The organism is Streptomyces blattellae (assembly GCF_009709555.1).
GTDB lineage: Bacteria > Actinomycetota > Actinomycetes > Streptomycetales > Streptomycetaceae > Streptomyces > Streptomyces blattellae.
The window spans coordinates 1-19,196 of sequence record NZ_WJBG01000228.1 but is presented as its reverse complement, the minus strand read 5'-3'; the positions used below and the strand labels follow the sequence as shown (position 1 = coordinate 19,196).

Below are 19,196 nucleotides of genomic sequence, written 5' to 3'. Positions count from 1 at the left end.
GCCCCTCTCCCCCGCGTACGCCCGTCTCCCCGCGTACGCCTGCCGTCCCCGGCAGCCTATTGGTCCAGACGCTCCTACGGCTGGAACAGATTCACCTTCACATCCGCCGGGAAGCCGGTCGTGGGGCCGACGCGGCGGGCGAACTCGGCGACCGCCGCCAGCTGGGGACCCCCGAAGCGGAAGTCGAGGGTCGTGAAGTACTGCTCCAGGACCTGTTCGTCGAAGGCCTCCCAACGGGCCGCCTGCTCGGCGACCTTGGCGACCTCGTCGAGGGAGAGGTTGCGGGAGGCGAGGAAGGCCTCGTGGACCTGACGGGTGATCACGGGCTCGCGCTCAAGGTAGTCGCGGCGGGCCGCCCAGACGGCGAAGACGAAGGGCAGGCCGGTCCACTCCTTCCACAGCGTGCCGAGGTCGTGCACCTCAAGGCCGAAGCGCGGGCCGTCGAGCAGGTTGGCGCGCAGCGCGGCGTCCCCGATCAGTACGGCCGCCTCGGCCTCCTGCATCATCAGGCTGAGGTCGGGCGGGCAGGTGTAGTAGTCGGGCCGTACGCCGTAGCGGTCGGCGAGCAGCAGCTGGGCGAGGCGGACGGAGGTACGCGAGGTGGAGCCGAGGGCGACCCGGGCGCCGTCCAGCCGGTCCAGCGGGACCTGCGAGACGATCACACAGGACATCACCGGGCCGTCGCAGCCGACGGCGATGTCCGGGAAGGCGACCAGGTCGCCGGCGTTGCGCAGGAACTCCACGAGGGTGATGGGACCGATGTCGAGGTCGCCCTGGACCAGCTGCTCGCTGAGCTTCTCCGGAGTGTCCTTGGTCAGCTCGAAGTCGAGGAGGGTGCCGGTTCTCGCGAGCCCCCAGTACAGGGGCAGGCAGTTGAGGAACTGAATGTGACCGACGCGCGGCCGGGTGCGAGAAATGTCCACATCGCGAGACTAGACCCCATGGGGTACGGTGCACTCTTCAGGGTGCCGCTTCAGGGGGCCGCGAATCGGCTCACAGGCCCCGTCAGCCCCCGCCTGGATCTTCAAACTTCCGAGTGACGTGATCTTGGCCTCTATTGCTTTCGGCTGCCTGCGTGCTAGGCTCGCCGCAAGTTGCAGTTTGGTTTCCCTTGCAGTACAGAGCCTGCGGAGCATGTAACCGCGGGCTCTCGTCGTTTTCAGACGTATGCAGTTGTGCGGCACTGTTTTCACACTTGCAGGTTCTGGAGCAGGGCAACCCTTTGGGCCCAAGGAGGGCTTATGGCTACCGGAACCGTGAAGTGGTTCAACGCCGAAAAGGGCTTTGGTTTCATCGCCCAGGAAGGCGGCGGCCCCGACGTCTTCGTTCACTACTCCGCGATCAACGCGAGCGGCTTCCGCTCGCTGGAGGAGAACCAGCAGGTCTCCTTCGACGTCACCCAGGGCCCGAAGGGCCCGCAGGCGGAGAACGTCACCCCCGTCTGAGTCTTCGGCCTCGGAGCCTGGTGCTTTGATCCGGAACAGATAGCAGTACCCAAGGAGCCCCGCGCCGCACGGCAGCGGGGCTCCTGCCTTTCCCGCGCACATGCCCTCTCCGCGCACACACCTTTCCGCACACACACCTTTCCGCACACATGCCTTTCCGCACACATGCCTATACGTGCTGCATGACCAGCACGAACGTCGTCCCGGGCACCAGCGCCTCGTAGGAGTGCGGCACATCTGCGCGATACGACATGTAGTCGCCGGGCCCCAGATCGACCTCCTCGCCCCAAGGCCCCGCCTTCACCCGGCCCGTGCTGACGATCAGATGCTCCACACTCCCCGGAATGTGCGGCTCCGACTCCCGGGCGGCCCCCGGCTCCGCGCGCAGGTGGTAGATGTCCCGCCGGGCGCCGGGCGGGCTGGCGGAGAGCAGGGTGGCCGCGTAGTCCGCCCGTTCGGACGCGACCGTGGGCCCCTCGCCGGCCCGAATCACCTGAACGGCCGGTGCCGGCGGCTCCACCAGCGCGCTGAACGGCACACCGAGCGCGACTCCCAGCGCCCACAGCGTCTCCACGCTGGGATTCCCGCTGCCCGCCTCCAGCTGAGACAGCGTGGACTTCGCGATCCCCGCCCGCTTGGCCAGCTCGGACAGCGACAGCCCGGCCCGGGTGCGCTCGCGGCGCAGGGAGGCGGCGATCCAGGCGATGGGCTCACTCATGCGGTCCACTTCCCGTCGTTCGTTCTACAGGTACGTCTGTTCGCCTTGACGAACAACCGACCGGCGTTCATTCTGGAAAACATGCGTTCGCTTCTCCGAACACGAACACGCACACCGATGATGGCACCTCTCGTGCGCGACAGCGCCCTCGTCTGGCTGGCGAGCGGCGTGGTCGGCGTCTCCTTCGGCGCGATCGCGGTGGCCGGCGGGCTGCCGGTGTGGGTGCCGGTGCTGATGTCGCTGATCGTGTACGCGGGCTCGGCGCAGTTCAGCGCGGTCGGCGTGCTGCTGGCCGGGGGCGGACCGGTCGCCGCGGCGGCGACCGGGCTGCTCCTGAACACCCGGACGGCGGCCTTCAGCCTCGCCGTGGCGGACGTCATCGGCGGCAGGGGCCGACTCGCCCGCTTCCTCGGCGCCCACCTCGTCACCGACGAGACGGTCGCCTTCACGCTCGCCCAGACCGATCCGGTACGGCGCCGGGCGGCGTTCTGGGTCAACGGCCTCGGCCTGTTCGCCGCCTGGAACACCGGCGTCCTCGCGGGCGCACTCGCCGGAAGCGCACTCGGTGACACGGCGGCGTACGGACTCGACGCGGCCTTCCCTGCCGTCCTGGTGGCGCTGGTGCTGCCCGCGCTGCGCGAGGACGCGGGGATACGACAGGCTGCCGTGCTCGGCGCGGCCGTGGCACTGGCGGTGACTCCCGCCGTCCCGGCCGGCGTGCCGGTGCTGCTCGCGCTCGCCGGGCTCCTCGTATACGGACGGAAGCGGGCAACGGCGTGAGCGCGACGGTCGCGATGATGCTGGCGCTGGCGGTGGGGACGTATGCCTTCCGGCTGGTCGGACCGGTCCTGTACGGCCGTGTCGAACTCCGTCCGAAGGTCCGGGAATCGATGTCGGCAGGGGCGATCGTCCTGCTCGCCGCCCTCCTCGCGACCGGTGCGATGACCGAGGGCGGGGACTTCGCGGGGTGGGCGCGGCCGGTCGGGGTGGTGGTGGGGGGTGTGCTGGCGTGGCGCCGGGCGCCGTTCGTGGTGGTCGTGCTGGGCGCGGCGGTCACGACGGCGGTACTGCGGGCGGCAGGTGCGGGGTGAGTGTCAGTGGTGGTCGGTAGGGTCCCCGGTCATGACCGAAGCCGATTTCCTCACCGCCACCCGCACCTTCTACGACGCCATCGCCGAGGACTACGCCGACCTCTTCCGTACCGAGCTGGCCAAGCCGCTGGACCGGGCGGTGTTCGCGGGATTCGCGGAACTGGTGGGGGCAGGCGGTCGCGTGGCCGACCTGGGCTGCGGACCGGGGCGGGTGACCGCCCACCTCGCCTCCCTCGGGCTGTCCGTCTTCGGGCTCGACCTGTCGGAGTCGATGCTCACGATCGCCCGGCGGGAGAATCCCGAACTGCGGTTCGAGCGGGGCTCGATGCTGGACCTGGACCTCCCCGACGGTTCGCTCGCGGGCGCCGTGTCCTGGTACTCCTCCATCCACACGCCCGTGGATGAACTCCCCTCCCTCTTCACCGAGTTCCGTCGTGTCCTGGCCCCGGGCGGCCACCTCCTGATCGCCTTCCAGATCGGCGACAGGCCCCGGCGCCACGACCGCCCCTTCGGACACGAGGTGGTCCTGGACTTCCAGCGGCGACAGCCGGACCAGATCAGCGAACTCCTCCAGACCGCCGGTCTCGCCCCCGTCATGAGGATGGTGCGCGAGCCCGCCTGGAACGAGACAACGCAGCAGGCGTCCCTGATAGCCCGCAAGCCCGCATAGCCACAGCGTCCCGAAGGCGGGCGCGGTCCGGGCCAGGTCCGGTCTAGGTCAGGCCGATCGCCGCGCAGTCCGCCGCGTACTGCGCGGTGCAGATTTCCTCGACGGTGTAGACGCCGTCCTGGATCAGCGTCTCCTCGATGTTGTCCCTGGTGACGGCGACCACCGGCACCAGTTGGGCGGGGATGTCGTCCTGGGTGGGGCTGTCGACCCTGTCCTGGGTGAGTGCGTCGAACTCGATCGAGCGCCCCTGGACCTTGTAGACGGCCATTCTCGCGGCGTCGGTCGCCTCCTGCGCGAACGGCTTGTAGACGGTCATGAACTGGTCGCCGGCGACGATCCGCTGCACCGCGTCCAGATTCGCGTCCTGCCCGGTCACCGGCGGGATGCTGCTCGCGCCCGCCGCTTTCAGCGCCTCGATGACGGGACCCGCGAGGCCGTCGCTCGCCGCGTACACGGCGGCGAGGTTGTCCAGCCCGACGTCCTCGATCGCCTTTTCCATGTTCGCTTCGGCGACTGCGGGCGACCACTTGTCGGTGTCGTACTGCTTGACGATGTCGACCTTGCCCTCAAGTTCGCCGAGCGCGCCCGTCTTGAACCGTGCGGTGTTGGGGTCGTCGGGATCGCCGTTCATCATGACGACCTTGGCGGACGCCGCGTTCTCGCCGAGGCTTTCGACGATGGCGCGGCCCTGCACCTCGCCTACGAGCTCGTTGTCGTGGGAGACGTACGCGTCGATGGGCCCCTCCGCGAGCCGGTCGTAGGCGATGACCGGGATGTTCGCGTCCTTGGCCTTCTCCACGTCCGAGGCGATGGCCTTGGCGTCCAGCGCGTCGACGAGGATGACATCCACCGAGTCCTCGATCATCTTCTGGAACTGCTGGCTCTGCCTGGCCACGCTCGCCTCGGCGTTGGCGTAGACGACCTTGCCCTTGTCGTTGGTGAGAGCGGCGACTTCCTTCTCGATCAGCGGGTGGTCGAACTTCTCGAAACGGGCCGTGTCCTTGTCGGGCAGGAGGAGACCCACCGTGATGTCGTCGCCCTTCTCGGGGGACGCGGAGCTGTCGCCGCCCCCGATGCCGTCGATGACACCGCACGAGACCATCGAGAGGGCCGAGGCGGAGCAGGCGAGGGCTATGCCGATACGGCGTACAGCTGCCCTGTGGGAGAGTCGAGGGTTCACTACTGGAGCCTTCCGAAGCCTTCCGAGCGTAGAGCGGCGTTGCTGCCCGGGTGGCGGTAGCCAATGCCCCAACGGCATGTCACGTCAAGCAGTTGTCGTAACAAGGCTGCAACCGTTTCCCGCGATCATCGCCCGCCGCCGGCACGTCAGTTCGCGTACAGCCGCTCCACATCCGCCGCGAAGTCCCGCATGATCACCTCGCGGCGGAGCTTCATGGAGGGCGTCAGATGACCGGTGAACTCCGTGAAGTCCTGCGGCAGGATCGCGAAGCGGCGGATCGACTCGGGGCGGGAGACCAGCTTGTTCGCCTCGTCCACCGCACGCTGCAGGATGGCGGTCAACTCCTCGTCCTCGACCAGGAGTTCGGCGGGCACCGGGTGCTTGCCGTTCATCCGGCGCCAGTGGGTGATGCCGTCCATGTCGAGGGTGATCAGCGCGGAGACGTAGGGGCGGCGGTCGCCGAGGACGATCGCCTGGGAGATCAGGGGGTGGGAGCGGAGCCAGTTCTCCAGGGGGGCCGGGGCCACGCTCTTGCCGCCCGCGGTGATCAGGAGTTCCTTCTTGCGACCGGTGATGGTCAGGTAGCCCTCGTCGTCCAGCGCCCCGATGTCCCCCGTCGCCAGCCAGCCGTCGGGGGCCGCCGGGACCACTCCGCCCGCCTGCGGATCCCAGTAACCCCGCAGTACTTGATCTCCAGCCAGCAGGATCTCGCCGTCCGCGGCGATGCGGACCCGCGTGCCGGGGAGCGGCCAGCCGACCGTGCCCAGGCGGGGTTTGAGCGGGGGCGTGACGGTGGCCGCGCCGGTGACCTCTGTCAGGCCGTAGCCCTCGTAGATCTCGATGCCCGCCCCGGTGTAGAACGCGGCCAGCCGCCTGCCCAGTGGTGAGCCGCCGCAGATCGCGTACCGCACGCGTCCGCCCATGGCGTTGCGGATACGGCGGTAGACCAGCGGGTCGTAGAAGGCACGCGCGGTTCTCAGCGCCCGGCTCGGGCCCGAGCCCGTCCCCGTCTGTTTCGCCTCCATTCCCTCGCCGTATCTGATGGCCACGTTCGCCGCACGGTCGAACGACGAGGCCCGGCCGCCCGACTCCGCGCGGGCCCGTGCGCCGTTGAAGATCTTCTCCAGCATGTACGGGATGGCCAGCAGGCACGTCGGTTTGAAGCTCGCCAGGTCCGGCAGCAGCTCGTCCGGTTTCAGGCTCGGCGCATGGCCCAGCCGAACCCCCGCCCGTACGCATGCGATCGCCACCATCCGGCCGAAGACGTGCGACATCGGCAGGAACAGCAGCACCGACGCCTCTTCGCTCGTCCTCGCCTTGAAGATCGGATACAGGAGTTCGATCGCGTTGTCGACCTCGGCGAAGAAATTGCCGTGGGTGAGTGCGCAGCCCTTGGGGCGGCCGGTGGTGCCCGAGGTGTAGATGAGGGTGGCGAGGGTGTCGGGGATCAGCATCCCGCGGCGTACGTCCACCTCCTGGTCCGGCACCTGCTCGCCCCGCTCGACCAGCCGGTCCAGGTGGCCCTTCTCGATGACCCACATGTGGCGCAGGTCGGGCAGGCGTTCACGTTCGGGACCGAGGGCGGCGGCCTGGGCGGCGGTCTCGGTGACCAGGGCGACCGCGCCGGAGTCCTGGAGGATCCAGCGGACCTGGAAGACGGAGGAGGTGGGGTAGACGGGCACGGTCACCAGACCGGCGGCCCAGGAGGCGAAGTCGAGGAGCGTCCACTCGTACCTCGTACGGGCCATGACGGCGACCCGGTCCCCGGGGACCAGCCCTTCGGCGATCAGCCCCTTGGCCAGTGCGTGCGCCTGCGCCGCGAACTCGGCCGCCGTCACGTCGATCCAGTCGCCGTCATCCGTCTTGCGGCTGAGGACCACACGTCGCGGCTCCGCCTCCGCGCGGTCGAACGGCAGGTCGGCGAGCGAGCCGTGCGCCGGCGGCGCGACCAGCGGCGGTATCGACACCTCCCGCACCACTCCGTCCAGCCGCCGCACCTCCGGCGCCACGAGAACCGGCTGCCCGTCGTAGTCCAGGTCGATGCCGAATTCGGGGGTGTAGCCGGACGAAGACGTATGCGGGACCGACATGGGCAACTCCTGGTGCGTGCAGCTTCGTACCGCTCTGCTGCATGAGGTACGCGCAGCACATGCTGGGGCGTTCACCAGCGGTGCGCGGCCACGCGTGTTACCACTGGTTAGGTGGGAGATCGTACGGTGCCCAGGTGTGGAGTTCGTGCGGGTTACGGGGTGGTAAGGGGCCGGGGATGTGCAACCTCGGCGATCACTGGGCGGGCTGCCGACCGGACGTCAACCCACCTACTCTACCCGCGCGTTGAAGCCACCCTAAGGTGAGTAACTCTCACCTCCCGACCTGGTCTTACCTGGGGTAACTTTACTTCAGGGTAAGTAGAGTGTCCCGCGTGGGGAGATGACCATGGCCGACTTGACCGACGCGCCCGCGCTCGCGCCCCTCCTCGCCCGCGGCGCCCTGCTCTCCCCCTTCAAACGGCCCCGCCCGGACGCCGGCTTCCCCCGCCACCCACTCGTGCTGCCCGGCGTACGCATCGACCTCGCCCGGCTGGCCGCCTACGAGCGGGTCTGCGGGTTCGCCACCGGCGAGGACGCGCTGCCGGTGACGTATCCGCATGTGCTGGGCTTTCCGCTGGCCATGCGGCTGATGAGCGGGTGGGGCTTTCCGCTGCCGCTGCTGGGACTCGTCCATACGTCGATCGAGATCACGCAGCGGCGGTCGCTCGCGGCCACCGGGGAGTACGAAGTAACGGTCCAGATCGAGGGACTGGCGCCGCATCGGCGGGGCACGGAGGCCGCCGTCGTCACGGGGGTGCGGGCGGCGGGGGACGTCGTATGGGAGTCGAGGAGCACGTACCTCGCCCGGCACCGGACGGACGGCCGCACCGGACAGGCTCGGCAGGCGGACGGCCATACTGCGAAGACTCCGCAGGCAGACGGCCACACCGCACAGGCTCCGCAGGCAGACGGCCACACCACGCAGACTCCGCAAGCAGACGACCGCACCACGCAGACTCCACAGGCAGACGGCCACACCACGCAGACCCCGCAAGCAGACGACCGCACCACGCAGACTCCACAGGCAGACGGCCACACCACGCAGACTCCGCAAGCAGACGACCGCACCACGCGGACTCCGCAGGAAGAGGCGGGGCCGCTGCCCGTCGTCGCCGAGTGGCGGCTGGCCGGGGACATCGGGCGGCGGTACGCGGCCGCGTCCGGGGACCGCAACCCGATCCACCTCTATCCCCTGACGGCCCGCCCGTTCGGCTTCCGGCGGGCCGTCGCGCACGGGATGTGGACCTTGGCGCGTTGCCTGGCCGCGCACGGAGTGCCGGAACGGGCGCTGGTGCGGGCGCAGTTCAGGGCCCCTGTGCAGTTGCCGGGGACGGTGACGTACGCGGCACAGGGCGAGCGGTTCGAACTGCGGGGCGGCGACCGGACACAGGTGAGCGGCGCGGTCTACCCGGCCTGAGTCTCCGGCTCCTCCGGCGGGGTCCAGGGGCTGCCCGCCATCAGGTCGCCCAGGCCGGCCCAGGCGAAGTTCATCAGGGTCGCGGCGGCCTGGCGGGCGGTCACACCCGGGGTCGCGTTGGCCCAGGCGGCGAGCGACTCGGCGGCGCCGACCAGGGCCTCCGCGAGACCGGCGACCTCACGCTCCGGCAGATCCGGATCGTGGTGCGCCTCGCGGGCGCCGGCCAGGATCAGCTGGGTCACGAACGCGACGAGTTCCTCGCGCATCGCGGCGACCTCGGCGGCGAAGCGCTCGCCATGCGTGCGGGCCTGGAGGTGCAGGACCGACCAGCCGTCCGGGTTCCGCGCGGTGTGCGTGAAGAACGCCCCGAGTCCCTCCCAGAGTTGGCGGTCGGCGGGGAGGCTCGGGTCGACGCCCCCGCGGACCGCTTCGGTGAGAGCGGTCGCCTCCCGGCGGATGCACGCCGTGAAGAGGTCGTCCTTCGAGTTGAGGTACAGATAGACCAACGGCTTGGAAACACCAGCGAGTTCGGCTATCTCGTCCATCGACGCGGCCATGTATCCCCGCTGGCCGAAGGTCTGCACGGCGGCGTCGAGCATCTGCTGCTCACGTACGGCACGCGGCATCCGCTTGGTCTTCACGGCACCCATGGGGATCAGCCTACGGTCCGCAGGCCGCGGCAGAGCCTTAAGAGGCGTGCCCCTGCGCACGGGAGGCGTCGTCCGCCACGTCCTCCTGGGAGCGGTTGGCGTCCAGGTTGGCCTTCATGCGGTCCACCCTCTCGACGATCCGCACCGACGCCCGGTCCCGCTCCTTGCGCAGCACCACGAAGCTGATCGGGGCGGAGATCACCAGGGCGAGCAGGACGACCCACATGCCGTTGGAGTCGCCGAGGCCGCGCGGGGCCAGGCCGGAGTAGACGAGGCCCCAGACGACCACGAGGCAGCCCGCGAAGATCCCGAGGCGCATCAGCGTGTAGCGGAGCATCTCAATCCAGTCTTCCGATTCCAAAAGGTCCCGAGGTCCGTCGTCCAGTGAAGCACGCCGGACTGCGGATCTTGGAAGGGGGTACGGCGGTCAGTTCAGCGTCAGCAGCAGGTGGACGTCGTCCCGGTCGTCGCCGGGAGCGACGCGGATCGCGCCGGGGACCCGGCCGACCTCCTTGTAGCCGCAGGAGCCGTAGAACCGCTCCAGGCCGGTGCCGCCGCGGCAGGAGAGCCGGATCGCCTCGATGCCGTCGAAGCCGCGGGCCGCGTCCTCGGCGGCGGACAGCAGATCACGGCCGTAGCCCTGGCCCTGGTGCCGCGGGTGCACCATCACCGTGTAGAGCCACAGCCAGTGCGTCATCAGCCGGTGCGTGTTGAAGGTGAGGAAGGCGGTCGCCGCGACCTGCCCGGACCCGTCGTGCCCGACGAGCAGCCGGGTGCGGCCCTCCGCGATCGCCGACAGGTGCTTCACCAGCTCCGGGCGTATCGCCTCGCGCGTCACGGGCGGCACGAAGCCGACGGACCCGCCCGCGTTGGAAACGTCGGTCCACAGGTCGAGCACACCGTCGCGGAGGACGGGATCGACGGCAGGGTCCAGGGTGAAAGTAAGGGACACAGACCCATATTAGCTATTACGACAGTGCTCGCGCCGCCACTTTCAGATCGGAGACCAGGCCCTCGTACGCCGCCCTCCGGTCCCTGTCGTCCTGGGCGCGCAGGACCGACGACGGGTGCACGGTCGGGACCAGCCGTTCCCGACGTCCGTGGATCTCCTCCTCCAGCACCGTTCCGCGCACCTGCGACACCCGGAACGACGACCCGAGCAGCGCCTTGCCCGCGGTGGCGCCGAGCACGATGATCAGCTCCGGCTCCACCACCGCCAGCTCAGCGGCGAGCCACGGCCCGCACGCCGTCATCTCGCGCAGGGACGGCGCCTTGTGGATACGGCGCTTGCGGGGCTCGGCCCTGGTGAACTTGAAGTGCTTGACCGCGTTGGTGACATACGCGTCCGCCGGATCTATGCCGGCCTCTTCCAGCGCACGGTCCAGGAGGCGCCCGGCAGGTCCGACGAACGGTCTGCCCTGCCGGTCCTCCTGGTCGCCGGGCTGTTCGCCGACGAGCATGACCCGGGCGTGCGAGTTCCCGGCGCCGAAGACGGTCTGCGTGGCGTCCCGGTGCAGGGGACAGCCACGGCAGTCGGCGGCGGCGCGGCGGAGGGCGGGGAGGCCCCCGCGGTCGGGGAGGAAGGGTTCGGCGGTATAGGCGTCCTCAGGCGCCTTGATGGCAACCATGCCGGGCCGAGTACCCACGTAGGGGGCGCGGGACTGCAGCACTATGCGGCTCCGCCGCGTGGGCGCGACAAGCCCCCGCTCACCCGCAGCCAAGAGACGACCTGAGGCCCCCGAAATTCATACGCGCATCGGCTGCGGCGACTCCCTGCGCGACGGATCCGGACCGTCGTACTCCCGAATGATCTCGTACCGCGTGTTCCGCTCCACCGGCCGGAAGCCCGCGTCCCTGATCAGGTCCAGCAGATCGTCGCGGGTGAGCTTGTTCGGCGTGCCGAAGTCGTCCGCGTCGTGGGTGATCTTGTACTCGACGACCGAGCCGTCCATGTCGTCGGCGCCGTGCTGGAGGGCCAGCTGGGCGGTCTGGACGCCGTGCATGACCCAGAAGACCTTGACGTGCGGGACGTTGTCGAAGAGCAGTCGGGAGACGGCGAAGGTCTTGAGGGCCTCCGCGCCCGTCGCCATCTGCGTGCGCGACTGGAGGCGGTTGCGTACCTTGCCGTCCTTCATGTCGACGAAGTCGTGCTGGTAGCGCAGCGGGATGAAGACCTGGAAGCCGTTCGTCTCGTCCTGGAGTTCGCGCAGGCGAAGGACGTGGTCGACGCGGTGCCGCGGCTCCTCGATATGGCCGTACAGCATGGTGCACGGGGTCTTGAGACCCTTCTCGTGCGCCAGGCGGTGGATGCGGGACCAGTCCTCCCAGTGGGTGCGGTGGTCGACGATGTGCTGCCGCACCTCCCAGTCGAAGATCTCCGCGCCGCCGCCGGTGAGCGACTCAAGGCCGGCGTCGATCAACTCGTCGAAGATCTCGGACGCGCTCAGGCCGGAGATCGTCTCGAAGTGGTGGATCTCCGTCGCCGTGAATGCCTTCAGGGACACGTTCGGCAGGGCGGCCTTCAGCTCCCGCAGGGAGCGGGGGTAGTAGCGCCACGGGAGATTGGGGTGAAGTCCGTTGACGATGTGCAGCTCGGTGAGGTTCTCGCCCTGCATCGCCGTGGCGAGCCGGACGGCCTCCTCGATGCGCATCGTGTACGCGTCCTTCTCGCCCGGCTTGCGCTGGAAGGAGCAGTAGGCGCAGGACGCCGTACAGACGTTGGTCATGTTGAGGTGCCGGTTGACGTTGAAGTGCACCACGTCGCCGTTCTTGCGCGTCCGCACCTCGTGCGCGAGCCCGCCCAGCCACGCCAGGTCGTCCGACTCGTACAGCGCGATGCCGTCCTCGCGAGTCAGCCGCTCACCGGCCCCGACCTTCTGCTCCAGCTCACGCTTGAGCCCGACATCCATGGGGGTCACACCTTTCTGAGACAGACTCCGTAACGGTACTCCCCCACCCTCCGGGCGGAAGGTGCCCCATAGGCTCTCCGCGCCTACGCCTCTCCCGGCAGCTCACCCACCCGGTTCTCCCACTTCGTGGAGAGCACGATGGTGGTACGGGTCCGGGAGACGCCCTTCGTCCCGCTGAGCCGGCGGATGATCTTCTCCAGGCCGTCCACGTCCGCCGCGCGCACCTTGAGCATGTAGGAGTCGTCGCCGGCGATGAACCAGCAGTCCTCGATCTCGGAGAGATCCTTCAGCCGGCCGGCCACGTCCTCGTGGTCGGTGGCGTCGGAGAGCGAGATGCCGATCAGGGCGGTGACGCCGAGACCGAGCGTGGCGGCGTCGACGGTGGCGCGGTAGCCGGTGATGACACCGGCCGCCTCCAGCCGGTTGATGCGGTCGGTGACGCTGGGTCCCGACAGGCCGACGAGGCGACCCAGCTCCGCGTACGAGGCCCGGCCGTTCTCTCTCAGGGCCTGGATGAGCTGCCTGTCCACCGCGTCCATGCGATCGAAGCCTTCCGATGAAAAGAGATGAAAGAGATGACGGGTTTTCGGGGTGTTGCCAAGTGACTCAGTGACTCAATGCCTCAGTGGCCTGGCCTCAGTGGCCTCAGTGGCCTCAGTGGCCTCAAATGCTCAGGTCGGGACGGACCCGCCGCCGAGTTCGCCCTTCCAGCGGCGGTAGAGGTCGTGCCCGACACCGGCCGCGTCCAGGACCCGGCCGGCCACGAAGTCCACCAGGTCCTGGATGTGCGTGGCCCCCTGGTAGAAGGCGGGCGAGGTGGGCACGACGGCCACGCCCGCATCGTCCAGTGTCACCAGGTGGCGCAGGGTCTGCCCGCCCAGCGGTGCCTCGCGTACGGCGACGACCAGCTTGCGGCCCTCCTTGAGCGTCACGCTCGCCGCGCGCTGCAGCAGGTCCTTCGACAGCCCGAGCGCGACGCCCGCGACGCAGGCCGTGGAGGCGGGCACGATCAGCATCCCCTTTGCGGGGTACGACCCCGAGGACGGGCCCGCGGCCAGGTCCCCGGCACTCCAGTGCCGTACGCCCGTGACGTCCACGGCGAAGCTGTCCGGCTTGCCGTCGGCCCCTCGCGCCAGCCATTCCCGCAGGTCGTCCTGCCAGTGGGCGTCTCGGTAGGAGATGCCGGTCTCATCGAGCAGGGTGAGCCGGGAGGCGCGGCTGACGATCAGGTCGACGCTCTCGCCCGCGGCCAGCAGGGCACGCAGCACGGCGGCGGCATACGGGGTGCCAGAGGCGCCGGACACCCCCACGATCCAAGGCGTACGCGCCGTCTCTCCTGGCTTGACTCGGTCCACGACACCGAGCCTATCCGGCTTCGCCGGGCGGGAACCGGCCGAGGGTGCGGGCCGTTGCTATGAGTGACGGGACAGGGCTGGGGGATGCCATGGCGGGTATGGGTGCGGGCGCGGGGCGGCGGCCGGATGGGCGCTCGGGCTGGCGGCCGGGTCAGCGGGCGGGTTGGCGGCCGGGTGAGGTTCTGCGTCGGGGTCCGGGTGCCGGATCCGGTGCGGGCCTCGCGTTGACGCGGGGCGACCGGGCGAAGGCCGCGGCCAAGCTGATGGCGGGCTGGGTGGCCCTTCTGTGGCTGCTGGAAGTGGTGGACGTGATCAGCGGCCATGCGCTGGACGGCCTCGGCATCACCCCGCGCGAACCGTCCGAGCTGGTCGACATCGTCCCCGCCGCCTTCCTCCACTTCGGCTTCGCCCACGTCGCCGCCAACAGCGTGCCGCTCCTGGTCCTCGGCTTCCTCGCGGCCCTCGGCGGCCTGCGCCGGTTCGCCCTCGTCTGCGCGCTGATCATCGTCGCCGACGGACTGGGCGTATGGCTCGTATCCCCGGCACACAGCAACACCGCGGGCGCCTCCGGCCTCATCTTCGGCCTCTTCGGCTTCCTGCTGGTGACCGGCTTCGTGGAGCGCCGTCCTCTAGGCGTCCTCGTCGGCCTGCTGATCGCCGCGGTCTGGGGCGGCTCGATACTGGCGGGGCTCGCGCCGACCCAGACGAGCGTCAGCTGGCAGGGACATCTGATCGGCCTGGCGTCGGGAGTCGCGGCGGCGTTCGTGTTCCGCCGCCCCGCGATACCCACGCGCGGGTGAGCGGGGCGCCTGAGCGGGGCGCCGACAAAGTCACCCGCGGTTCTGCCGCACCCTGCAAGGGGCACGGGGCCATGCCATCGACGACAGACCGCCCCTAAACGGTCAAACGGTGAGTCCGCGCACCATCAGATCCAGCAGCGCACACACGAACAGGGCGATCCCGATGAACCCGTTGACGCTGAAGAACGCCCTGTTCACGCGGGACAGGTCATGCGGGCGGACGATCGAGTGCTCGTAGACGAAGGCGGAGGCGACGATCAGGAGGCCGAACCAGAAGAAGGTGCCCGCGTCGGTCGCGATCGCGTACCAGACGAACAATCCGGTCGTCGCGGCGTGGCAGACGCGCGCCCCCCAGACCGCCGCCGGAATACCGAAGCGGGCCGGAACCGACATCACCCCGATCTCACGGTCGGTCTCGACATCCTGGCAGGCGTAGATCAGGTCGAACCCGCCGATCCAGATGCCCACCGCGAGCCCGAGGATCACCGCGTCCCACGACCACTCACCGGTGATCGCCAGCCAGCCGCCCACCGGGCCCATCGCCTGGGCGAGACCGAGGATGGCCTGCGGGAAGTTCGTGAACCGTTTGCCGTACGGGTAGACCACCATCGGGATCACCGCGATGGGGGCGAGGGCCAGGCAGAGGGGGTTCAGCAGCGCCGCCGAGCCCAGGAAGACCACCACGGCGATCAGCGCACCGGTCCAGGCGTGCTTCACCGACATCGCGCCGGTGACCAGCTCGCGGTGTGCCGTCCGGGGATTGCGGGCGTCGATCTCGCGGTCGATGATCCGGTTGACCGCCATCGCGAAGGTACGCAGGCCGACCATGCAGACCGTCACCAGGAGCAGCCGCCCCCAGTGGATGTTCCTGTCCACCTGGAACATCGCGGTCAGCGCGGCGATATAGGCGAAGGGGAGTGCGAAGACGGAGTGCTCGATCATCACCAGGCGCAGGAACGCCTTGGTGCGTCCCGGCTGCGGGATCGCGGCGGCGGCCGAACTCACAGTCCGTACTCCTTCCACCGGCGGTCGACCTTCGCCGCCGTCTCCGGGTCGGACAGCACCATCTCGGGCCATCCGCCGTCTCGCGTATAGCCCTCCTCGGGCCACTTCTTCGTCGCGTCGATGCCTGCCTTGCCGCCCCAGAACTGCTGGTAGGAGGCGTGGTCGAGATGGTCGACCGGGCCCTCCACGACCGAGAGGTCACGGGCGTAGTCCGTGTTGCCGAGGGCCCGCCAGGCGACCTCGTGCAGATCGTGGACGTCGCAGTCGGAGTCGACCACCACGATCAGCTTGGTCAGGGACATCATGTGCGCGCCCCAGATCGCGTGCATCGTCTTCTGGGCGTGCTTGGGGTACTTCTTGTCGATGGAGACGATCGCGCAGTTGTGGAAACCGCCGGCTTCCGGCAGGTGGTAGTCCACGATGTCCGGGACGATGATCTTCAGCAGCGGGAGGAAGAAGCGTTCCGTCGCACGGCCCAGCGGTCCGTCCTCCGTCGGGGGGCGGCCTACGACGATCGACTGCAGAAGCGGCCGCTTCCGCATCGTCAGGCAGTCGATCTTCAGGGCGGGGAAGGGCTCCTGCGGGGTGTAGAAGCCGGTGTGGTCGCCGAAGGGACCCTCGGGCAGCATCTCGCCCGGCTCCAGCCAGCCCTCCAGGACGACCTCCGCCTGCGCCGGCACCTGAAGCGGCACGGTCTTGCAGTCGACCATCTCGATCCGGCGGCCCGAGACGAACCCGGCGAACAGGTACTCGTCGATGTCACCGGGGAGCGGCGCGGTCGAGGCGTACGTCACGGCGGGCGGGCACCCGAAGGCGATCGCGACCGGCAGCCGCTCACCGCGCCGGGCCGCGACCTGGTAGTGGTTCCGGCTGTCCTTGTGGATCTGCCAGTGCATGCCGATGGTGCGCTTGTCGTGGCGCTGGAGGCGGTAGAGCCCGAGGTTGCGGATGCCGGATTCGGGATCCTTGGTGTGGGTGAGGCCGAGGTTGAAGAAGGAGCCGCCGTCCTTGGGCCAGGTGAAGAGGGCGGGCAGGTCGTCGAGGTCGACCTCGTCGCCGTACAGGACGACGTCCTGCACGGGCGCGCTGTCGGGCTTCACCTTCTTCGGCGGCACATGGGTCATCGCGCCGAGTTTCCCGAAGGCCTCGCGTACGCCGACGAAGCCGTGCGGCAGCTCGGGACGGAGCAGGCCGCCGATCTTCTCGGAGATCTCGCCGTACGACTTCAGGCCCAGTGCCTTCAGCAGGCGCCGGTCGGTCCCGAAGACGTTCATGGCGAGCGGCATGCTGGAGCCGCGCACGTTCTCGAAGAGCAGCGCCGGGCCACCTGCCTTCTGGACCCGGTCGACGATCTCCCCGACCTCCAGATACGGGTCGACCTCGGCCCTGATGCGCTTGAGGTCACCCTCGCGCTCCAGCGCCCTGAGCAGGGAGCGAAGATCGTCGTAAGCCATGTGTCCAGTATCGGCCAAGGGCTACCCTGGGCCCGTCACCGGGGCCGCCCGAGCCCTCTCCTCGTCTGTTGGGGGACCGCCACCGACATGCTCAGGTATCTGCCGCTCCTGCTGGTCCTCGCCCTGTGGATCTACGCCTTCATCGACTGTCTGAACACCCCGGAGGACGAGGTGAAGGGGCTGCCGAAGGTGGCGTGGGTGTTCATCGTGCTGCTCTTCGGCCAGGTCCTGGTCGGCCCGGTCGCCTGGTTCGTGGCGGGCAAGGTCCGCAAGGACCCGGCGCGCGGCATCACTCCCTTCTCCCCGGGCGGCCGTACGAACTTCGTCGCGCCCGATGACAACCCCGAGTTCCTCAAGTCCCTCCAGGACGAGGAGGACAAGAAGCGCCGCGACGACCCCAAGGGCGACTGACACGCTGTAGGCCGGGGAGCCCCCCGGGCGTCGCTCCCTCCGCGGGCACGGCCCTGCGCGGGCAGCCCTCCCTTTGAGGGCATCCCCGGGGCCTGCCGGAGCGGATCCGGTCGTCGGTCAGCGCAGAGACGACGTGAACGCCGCCGCCCAGGCGGAGGTGAACTCGGCGGCGATTTCCAGGCAGTCGCCGCCGTTGTCCCCGCTGAAGCTGCTTTTGACCCAGGTCGCCGCGCTGGGTTCGGGCCTGTTCATGATGCTCGTACCTCTCCATCGCGTCGCTGATCAGAGCGGCGGAACGCGGGCTGACGGTACGTCCGCCCTGAGAACATCATGGGTCTGGCTGTGGCGCGCGTAGAGGGCCGGATCGTTGTCGAAATGGCCGCGGTCCAGCGATTCTGAACACCATCGCGAGGGCCGCGGCGAGGCTGCCGGCGCCGCGGGGGTGCTCGCCGGGGACTTCACCCGCGAGTTGACGTGCTCGATGGGGGTTGTAGCGCCGCAGCCGCACGAACTCCTGGCGCAGGATGGGGACTTTGGTGAGGATCTCCTCGACCGCGAACTCCTTCTCCATCCGGATGAGCTCGAACTCGCGGCGCAACTGCCGGGCCGCCGCCACCATCTCAGCGCCCGGCGGCTCCGACCCGGCAGGAGCCGGCGTCGCATCGGTCCCGACGGGCCATCGCGATCCCCTCCTCGTCCTTCGATCAGGCAGCCTGCACGGCGGAGGTGATCAGCATCTGCTTGCCGAAGGTGCTTGAGTCCTCGATCATCGCCAGCATCGCGGCGGCGACGTCAGAGCGGCGCGTGCGGGGCGCGCGCGGCATCTGCCGGCCGGTGGCGGCGTCGACGATCAGCGGGTGCGGGGTCCGCGGCGCGTCCGACAGCGGGCCGGGGTGCACCGTGGTCCAGTCCAGGCCGCTGCCGACGAGCTGCGACTCGCCGGCGACGTGGTCGCGGAAGTTCGAGGCGAGGAAGGTGCGGCACCCGAACCGGTACGGGTACTGGGTGTTCTCGAACGTGTCGCCGACGCCGAGGGCCGAGAGCACCACGATCCGCTTCACGCCGTTCTCCTTGGCCGCGGCGATCACCGGAGGCATGGCCGTGGCCATGATCGGCGCGTTGCGCTGGCTGATCTTCGGGCCCAGCGTCACCGCGACGGCGTCACAGCCGGCCAGAGCGCCCTTCACAGCGTTTCGGTCGTCGAGCTGGCCGCCGACCACGCTCAGCCCAGGACGGGCCCCGAGTGCCTCCGGGCGGCGCACGTAGGCCACAACCTCATTGCCCGCGGCCAGAGCCTGCTCCATGAACTCGGTGCCGGTCCGCCCGGTGGCACCCAGCAGGGCGATCCTCATATCTCTGCTCCTTCGTTCGGCCTGCCCGGCGGCGGGTCCGCTTGTCCGGTGGGTGACGACGCACTCAGGCGTCGAAGGTCTCAGCGAGGGCGTCGAGGAAGGCCCGCTGGTCGAAGCCGGGCATCGTCAGACGCTGCATGATGAAGCCGGGGATGATCGCGACCAGCACCGGGACCCGACGGGCGGCCCAGGCGGCGGGGTCGCCGCCCGCGCGCTGCGGGTGAGACATCGCCCACTCCGTCAGTTCGGCGCGCAGCAGCCCGCCGAACTGCTCGAACACCCCCGCCACAGCGGCGCGCGCCTCGGGCTCCACTGCCGCCTCGGCCCAGACCTGCGGGGCGATGGTGTAGATGTCCTCGCCCAGCTCGGCGATCACCGACCCCAGCAGTTCCCCCGGCGGGCGCGGGACATCCGGCCTGACCTGCGTGATCGCGGCCGTGCGGGTGGCGAACGTCCGCTCGACCACGGCGTGGAACAGCTCCTCCTTGCTGGAGTAGTAGCTGTAGACCGCCCCGGCCGACAGGCCGGATGCCTTGACGATCTGCGTGATCGAGGAACCCCGGTAGCCGTGGGCGGCGAACACGCGCTGCGCGGCGTCGAGGATCTCGCCCCGGCGGGCGACTCGATGGGCTTCGGTGACTTTCGGCAT

Annotated in this window: 24 protein-coding genes; 7 read left to right on the top strand and 17 right to left on the bottom strand. The window is 69.6% G+C overall.

All coding sequences use genetic code 11. The annotated features are described in order from the left end of the window. Window positions 1–74: 74 nt before the first annotated feature. Window positions 75–923 (bottom strand): menaquinone biosynthetic enzyme MqnA/MqnD family protein, encoded by an 849-nt coding sequence (locus tag GFH49_RS33570; RefSeq protein ID WP_155059836.1) that lies wholly within the window; start codon window positions 921–923, stop codon window positions 75–77. A 318-nt stretch (window positions 924–1,241) separates the two neighbouring features. On the opposite strand from GFH49_RS33570, the gene GFH49_RS33565 reads away from it, so the two are divergent. Continuing rightward, entirely contained in the window at window positions 1,242–1,445 is a 204-nt protein-coding gene (locus GFH49_RS33565) for a cold-shock protein (RefSeq protein ID WP_003992177.1), read from the top strand. Between the two features lie 169 nt (window positions 1,446–1,614). On the opposite strand, the gene GFH49_RS33560 is transcribed toward GFH49_RS33565, so the two are convergent. Further along, window positions 1,615–2,163: a helix-turn-helix domain-containing protein gene (locus tag GFH49_RS33560; RefSeq protein WP_155059835.1), complete on the bottom strand. Its 549-nt coding sequence runs from the start codon at window positions 2,161–2,163 to the stop codon at window positions 1,615–1,617. An 81-nt stretch (window positions 2,164–2,244) separates the two neighbouring features. Between GFH49_RS33560 and GFH49_RS33555 the strand changes: the two genes are divergently transcribed. The 3 genes from GFH49_RS33555 to GFH49_RS33545 are packed head-to-tail and all read left to right on the top strand — an operon-like array spanning window position 2,245 to window position 3,924. Next, window positions 2,245–2,943: an AzlC family ABC transporter permease gene (locus GFH49_RS33555; protein ID WP_155059834.1), complete on the top strand. Its 699-nt coding sequence runs from the start codon at window positions 2,245–2,247 to the stop codon at window positions 2,941–2,943. Further along, window positions 2,940–3,254 (top strand): AzlD domain-containing protein, encoded by a 315-nt coding sequence (locus GFH49_RS33550; protein ID WP_155059833.1) that lies wholly within the window; start codon window positions 2,940–2,942, stop codon window positions 3,252–3,254. Before GFH49_RS33555 ends, GFH49_RS33550 begins: the two co-directional genes overlap by 4 nt. Window positions 3,255–3,285: 31 nt before the next feature. Next, the gene (locus tag GFH49_RS33545; RefSeq protein ID WP_155059832.1) at window positions 3,286–3,924 is read left to right on the top strand and encodes a class I SAM-dependent methyltransferase; all 639 of its coding nucleotides are present in this window, start codon (window positions 3,286–3,288) and stop codon (window positions 3,922–3,924) included. A gap of 43 nt (window positions 3,925–3,967) precedes the next feature. Here GFH49_RS33545 and GFH49_RS33540 read toward each other — a convergent pair whose 3' ends face one another. Both GFH49_RS33540 and GFH49_RS33535 read right to left on the bottom strand, forming a co-directional pair. Next, on the bottom strand, window positions 3,968–5,026 hold the full coding sequence (locus GFH49_RS33540) for a sugar ABC transporter substrate-binding protein (RefSeq protein ID WP_408055982.1): 1,059 nt from the start codon (window positions 5,024–5,026) through the stop codon (window positions 3,968–3,970). Window positions 5,027–5,250: 224 nt separating this feature from the next. Beyond that, window positions 5,251–7,194, bottom strand: coding sequence for an AMP-dependent synthetase/ligase (locus GFH49_RS33535; protein ID WP_155059830.1), 1,944 nt, complete (start codon window positions 7,192–7,194; stop codon window positions 5,251–5,253). A gap of 346 nt (window positions 7,195–7,540) precedes the next feature. On the opposite strand from GFH49_RS33535, the gene GFH49_RS40745 reads away from it, so the two are divergent. Next, window positions 7,541–8,611: a MaoC family dehydratase gene (locus GFH49_RS40745; RefSeq protein ID WP_230396644.1), complete on the top strand. Its 1,071-nt coding sequence runs from the start codon at window positions 7,541–7,543 to the stop codon at window positions 8,609–8,611. Here the strand turns inward: GFH49_RS40745 and GFH49_RS33520 are convergent. The 7 genes from GFH49_RS33520 to GFH49_RS33490 all read right to left on the bottom strand — a co-directional run bounded on the left by GFH49_RS33520 (window position 8,599) and on the right by GFH49_RS33490 (window position 13,525). Beyond that, a complete protein-coding gene (locus tag GFH49_RS33520; protein ID WP_155059829.1) occupies window positions 8,599–9,261 on the bottom strand; it encodes a TetR/AcrR family transcriptional regulator in 663 nt (220 codons plus the stop codon). The genes GFH49_RS40745 and GFH49_RS33520 overlap by 13 nt on opposite strands. 37 nt (window positions 9,262–9,298) lie before the next feature. Beyond that, a complete protein-coding gene (locus GFH49_RS33515; RefSeq protein WP_155059828.1) occupies window positions 9,299–9,598 on the bottom strand; it encodes a DUF4229 domain-containing protein in 300 nt (99 codons plus the stop codon). Window positions 9,599–9,688: 90 nt separating this feature from the next. Beyond that, on the bottom strand, window positions 9,689–10,213 hold the full coding sequence (locus GFH49_RS33510) for a GNAT family N-acetyltransferase (RefSeq protein ID WP_155059827.1): 525 nt from the start codon (window positions 10,211–10,213) through the stop codon (window positions 9,689–9,691). 16 nt (window positions 10,214–10,229) lie between these two features. Further along, window positions 10,230–10,889 carry a UdgX family uracil-DNA binding protein gene (locus tag GFH49_RS33505; protein WP_155059826.1) on the bottom strand — a complete coding sequence of 220 codons (660 nt, stop codon included), beginning with the start codon at window positions 10,887–10,889 and terminating at the stop codon, window positions 10,230–10,232. A 117-nt stretch (window positions 10,890–11,006) separates the two neighbouring features. Continuing rightward, window positions 11,007–12,170, bottom strand: a complete 1,164-nt coding sequence (mqnE, locus tag GFH49_RS33500; RefSeq protein ID WP_155059825.1) for an aminofutalosine synthase MqnE — start codon at window positions 12,168–12,170, stop codon at window positions 11,007–11,009. 83 nt (window positions 12,171–12,253) lie between these two features. After that, window positions 12,254–12,709 carry an Lrp/AsnC family transcriptional regulator gene (locus GFH49_RS33495; protein WP_155059824.1) on the bottom strand — a complete coding sequence of 152 codons (456 nt, stop codon included), beginning with the start codon at window positions 12,707–12,709 and terminating at the stop codon, window positions 12,254–12,256. Between the two features lie 132 nt (window positions 12,710–12,841). Next, window positions 12,842–13,525, bottom strand: coding sequence for a UbiX family flavin prenyltransferase (locus tag GFH49_RS33490; RefSeq protein WP_155059823.1), 684 nt, complete (start codon window positions 13,523–13,525; stop codon window positions 12,842–12,844). 263 nt (window positions 13,526–13,788) lie between these two features. Here GFH49_RS33490 and GFH49_RS33485 point away from each other — a divergent pair, with 263 nt between their 5' ends. Next, window positions 13,789–14,325, top strand: coding sequence for a rhomboid family intramembrane serine protease (locus GFH49_RS33485; protein ID WP_155059880.1), 537 nt, complete (start codon window positions 13,789–13,791; stop codon window positions 14,323–14,325). Between the two features lie 102 nt (window positions 14,326–14,427). Here GFH49_RS33485 and mqnP read toward each other — a convergent pair whose 3' ends face one another. Next, entirely contained in the window at window positions 14,428–15,330 is a 903-nt protein-coding gene (gene mqnP / locus GFH49_RS33480; RefSeq protein ID WP_155059822.1) for a menaquinone biosynthesis prenyltransferase MqnP, read from the bottom strand. Next, complete coding sequence (locus GFH49_RS33475; RefSeq protein WP_155059821.1) at window positions 15,327–16,784, bottom strand: menaquinone biosynthesis decarboxylase; 1,458 nt, start codon at window positions 16,782–16,784, stop codon at window positions 15,327–15,329. Before GFH49_RS33475 ends, mqnP begins: the two co-directional genes overlap by 4 nt. 87 nt (window positions 16,785–16,871) lie before the next feature. On the opposite strand from GFH49_RS33475, the gene GFH49_RS33470 reads away from it, so the two are divergent. Next, window positions 16,872–17,195 carry a PLD nuclease N-terminal domain-containing protein gene (locus GFH49_RS33470; RefSeq protein WP_155059820.1) on the top strand — a complete coding sequence of 108 codons (324 nt, stop codon included), beginning with the start codon at window positions 16,872–16,874 and terminating at the stop codon, window positions 17,193–17,195. A gap of 117 nt (window positions 17,196–17,312) precedes the next feature. Here the strand turns inward: GFH49_RS33470 and GFH49_RS41675 are convergent, their stop codons facing one another. From GFH49_RS41675 to GFH49_RS33450, 4 genes are all read right to left on the bottom strand, one after another. Beyond that, window positions 17,313–17,447 (bottom strand): DUF397 domain-containing protein, encoded by a 135-nt coding sequence (locus GFH49_RS41675; RefSeq protein ID WP_155059819.1) that lies wholly within the window; start codon window positions 17,445–17,447, stop codon window positions 17,313–17,315. Between the two features lie 76 nt (window positions 17,448–17,523). Further along, window positions 17,524–17,814 (bottom strand): hypothetical protein, encoded by a 291-nt coding sequence (locus tag GFH49_RS33460; protein WP_155059818.1) that lies wholly within the window; start codon window positions 17,812–17,814, stop codon window positions 17,524–17,526. 85 nt (window positions 17,815–17,899) lie between these two features. Beyond that, complete coding sequence (locus GFH49_RS33455; protein WP_155059817.1) at window positions 17,900–18,547, bottom strand: NAD(P)-dependent oxidoreductase; 648 nt, start codon at window positions 18,545–18,547, stop codon at window positions 17,900–17,902. A gap of 64 nt (window positions 18,548–18,611) precedes the next feature. Further along, a partial coding sequence (locus tag GFH49_RS33450; protein ID WP_155059816.1) for a TetR/AcrR family transcriptional regulator occupies window positions 18,612–19,196 on the bottom strand: 585 nt, incomplete at its 5' end.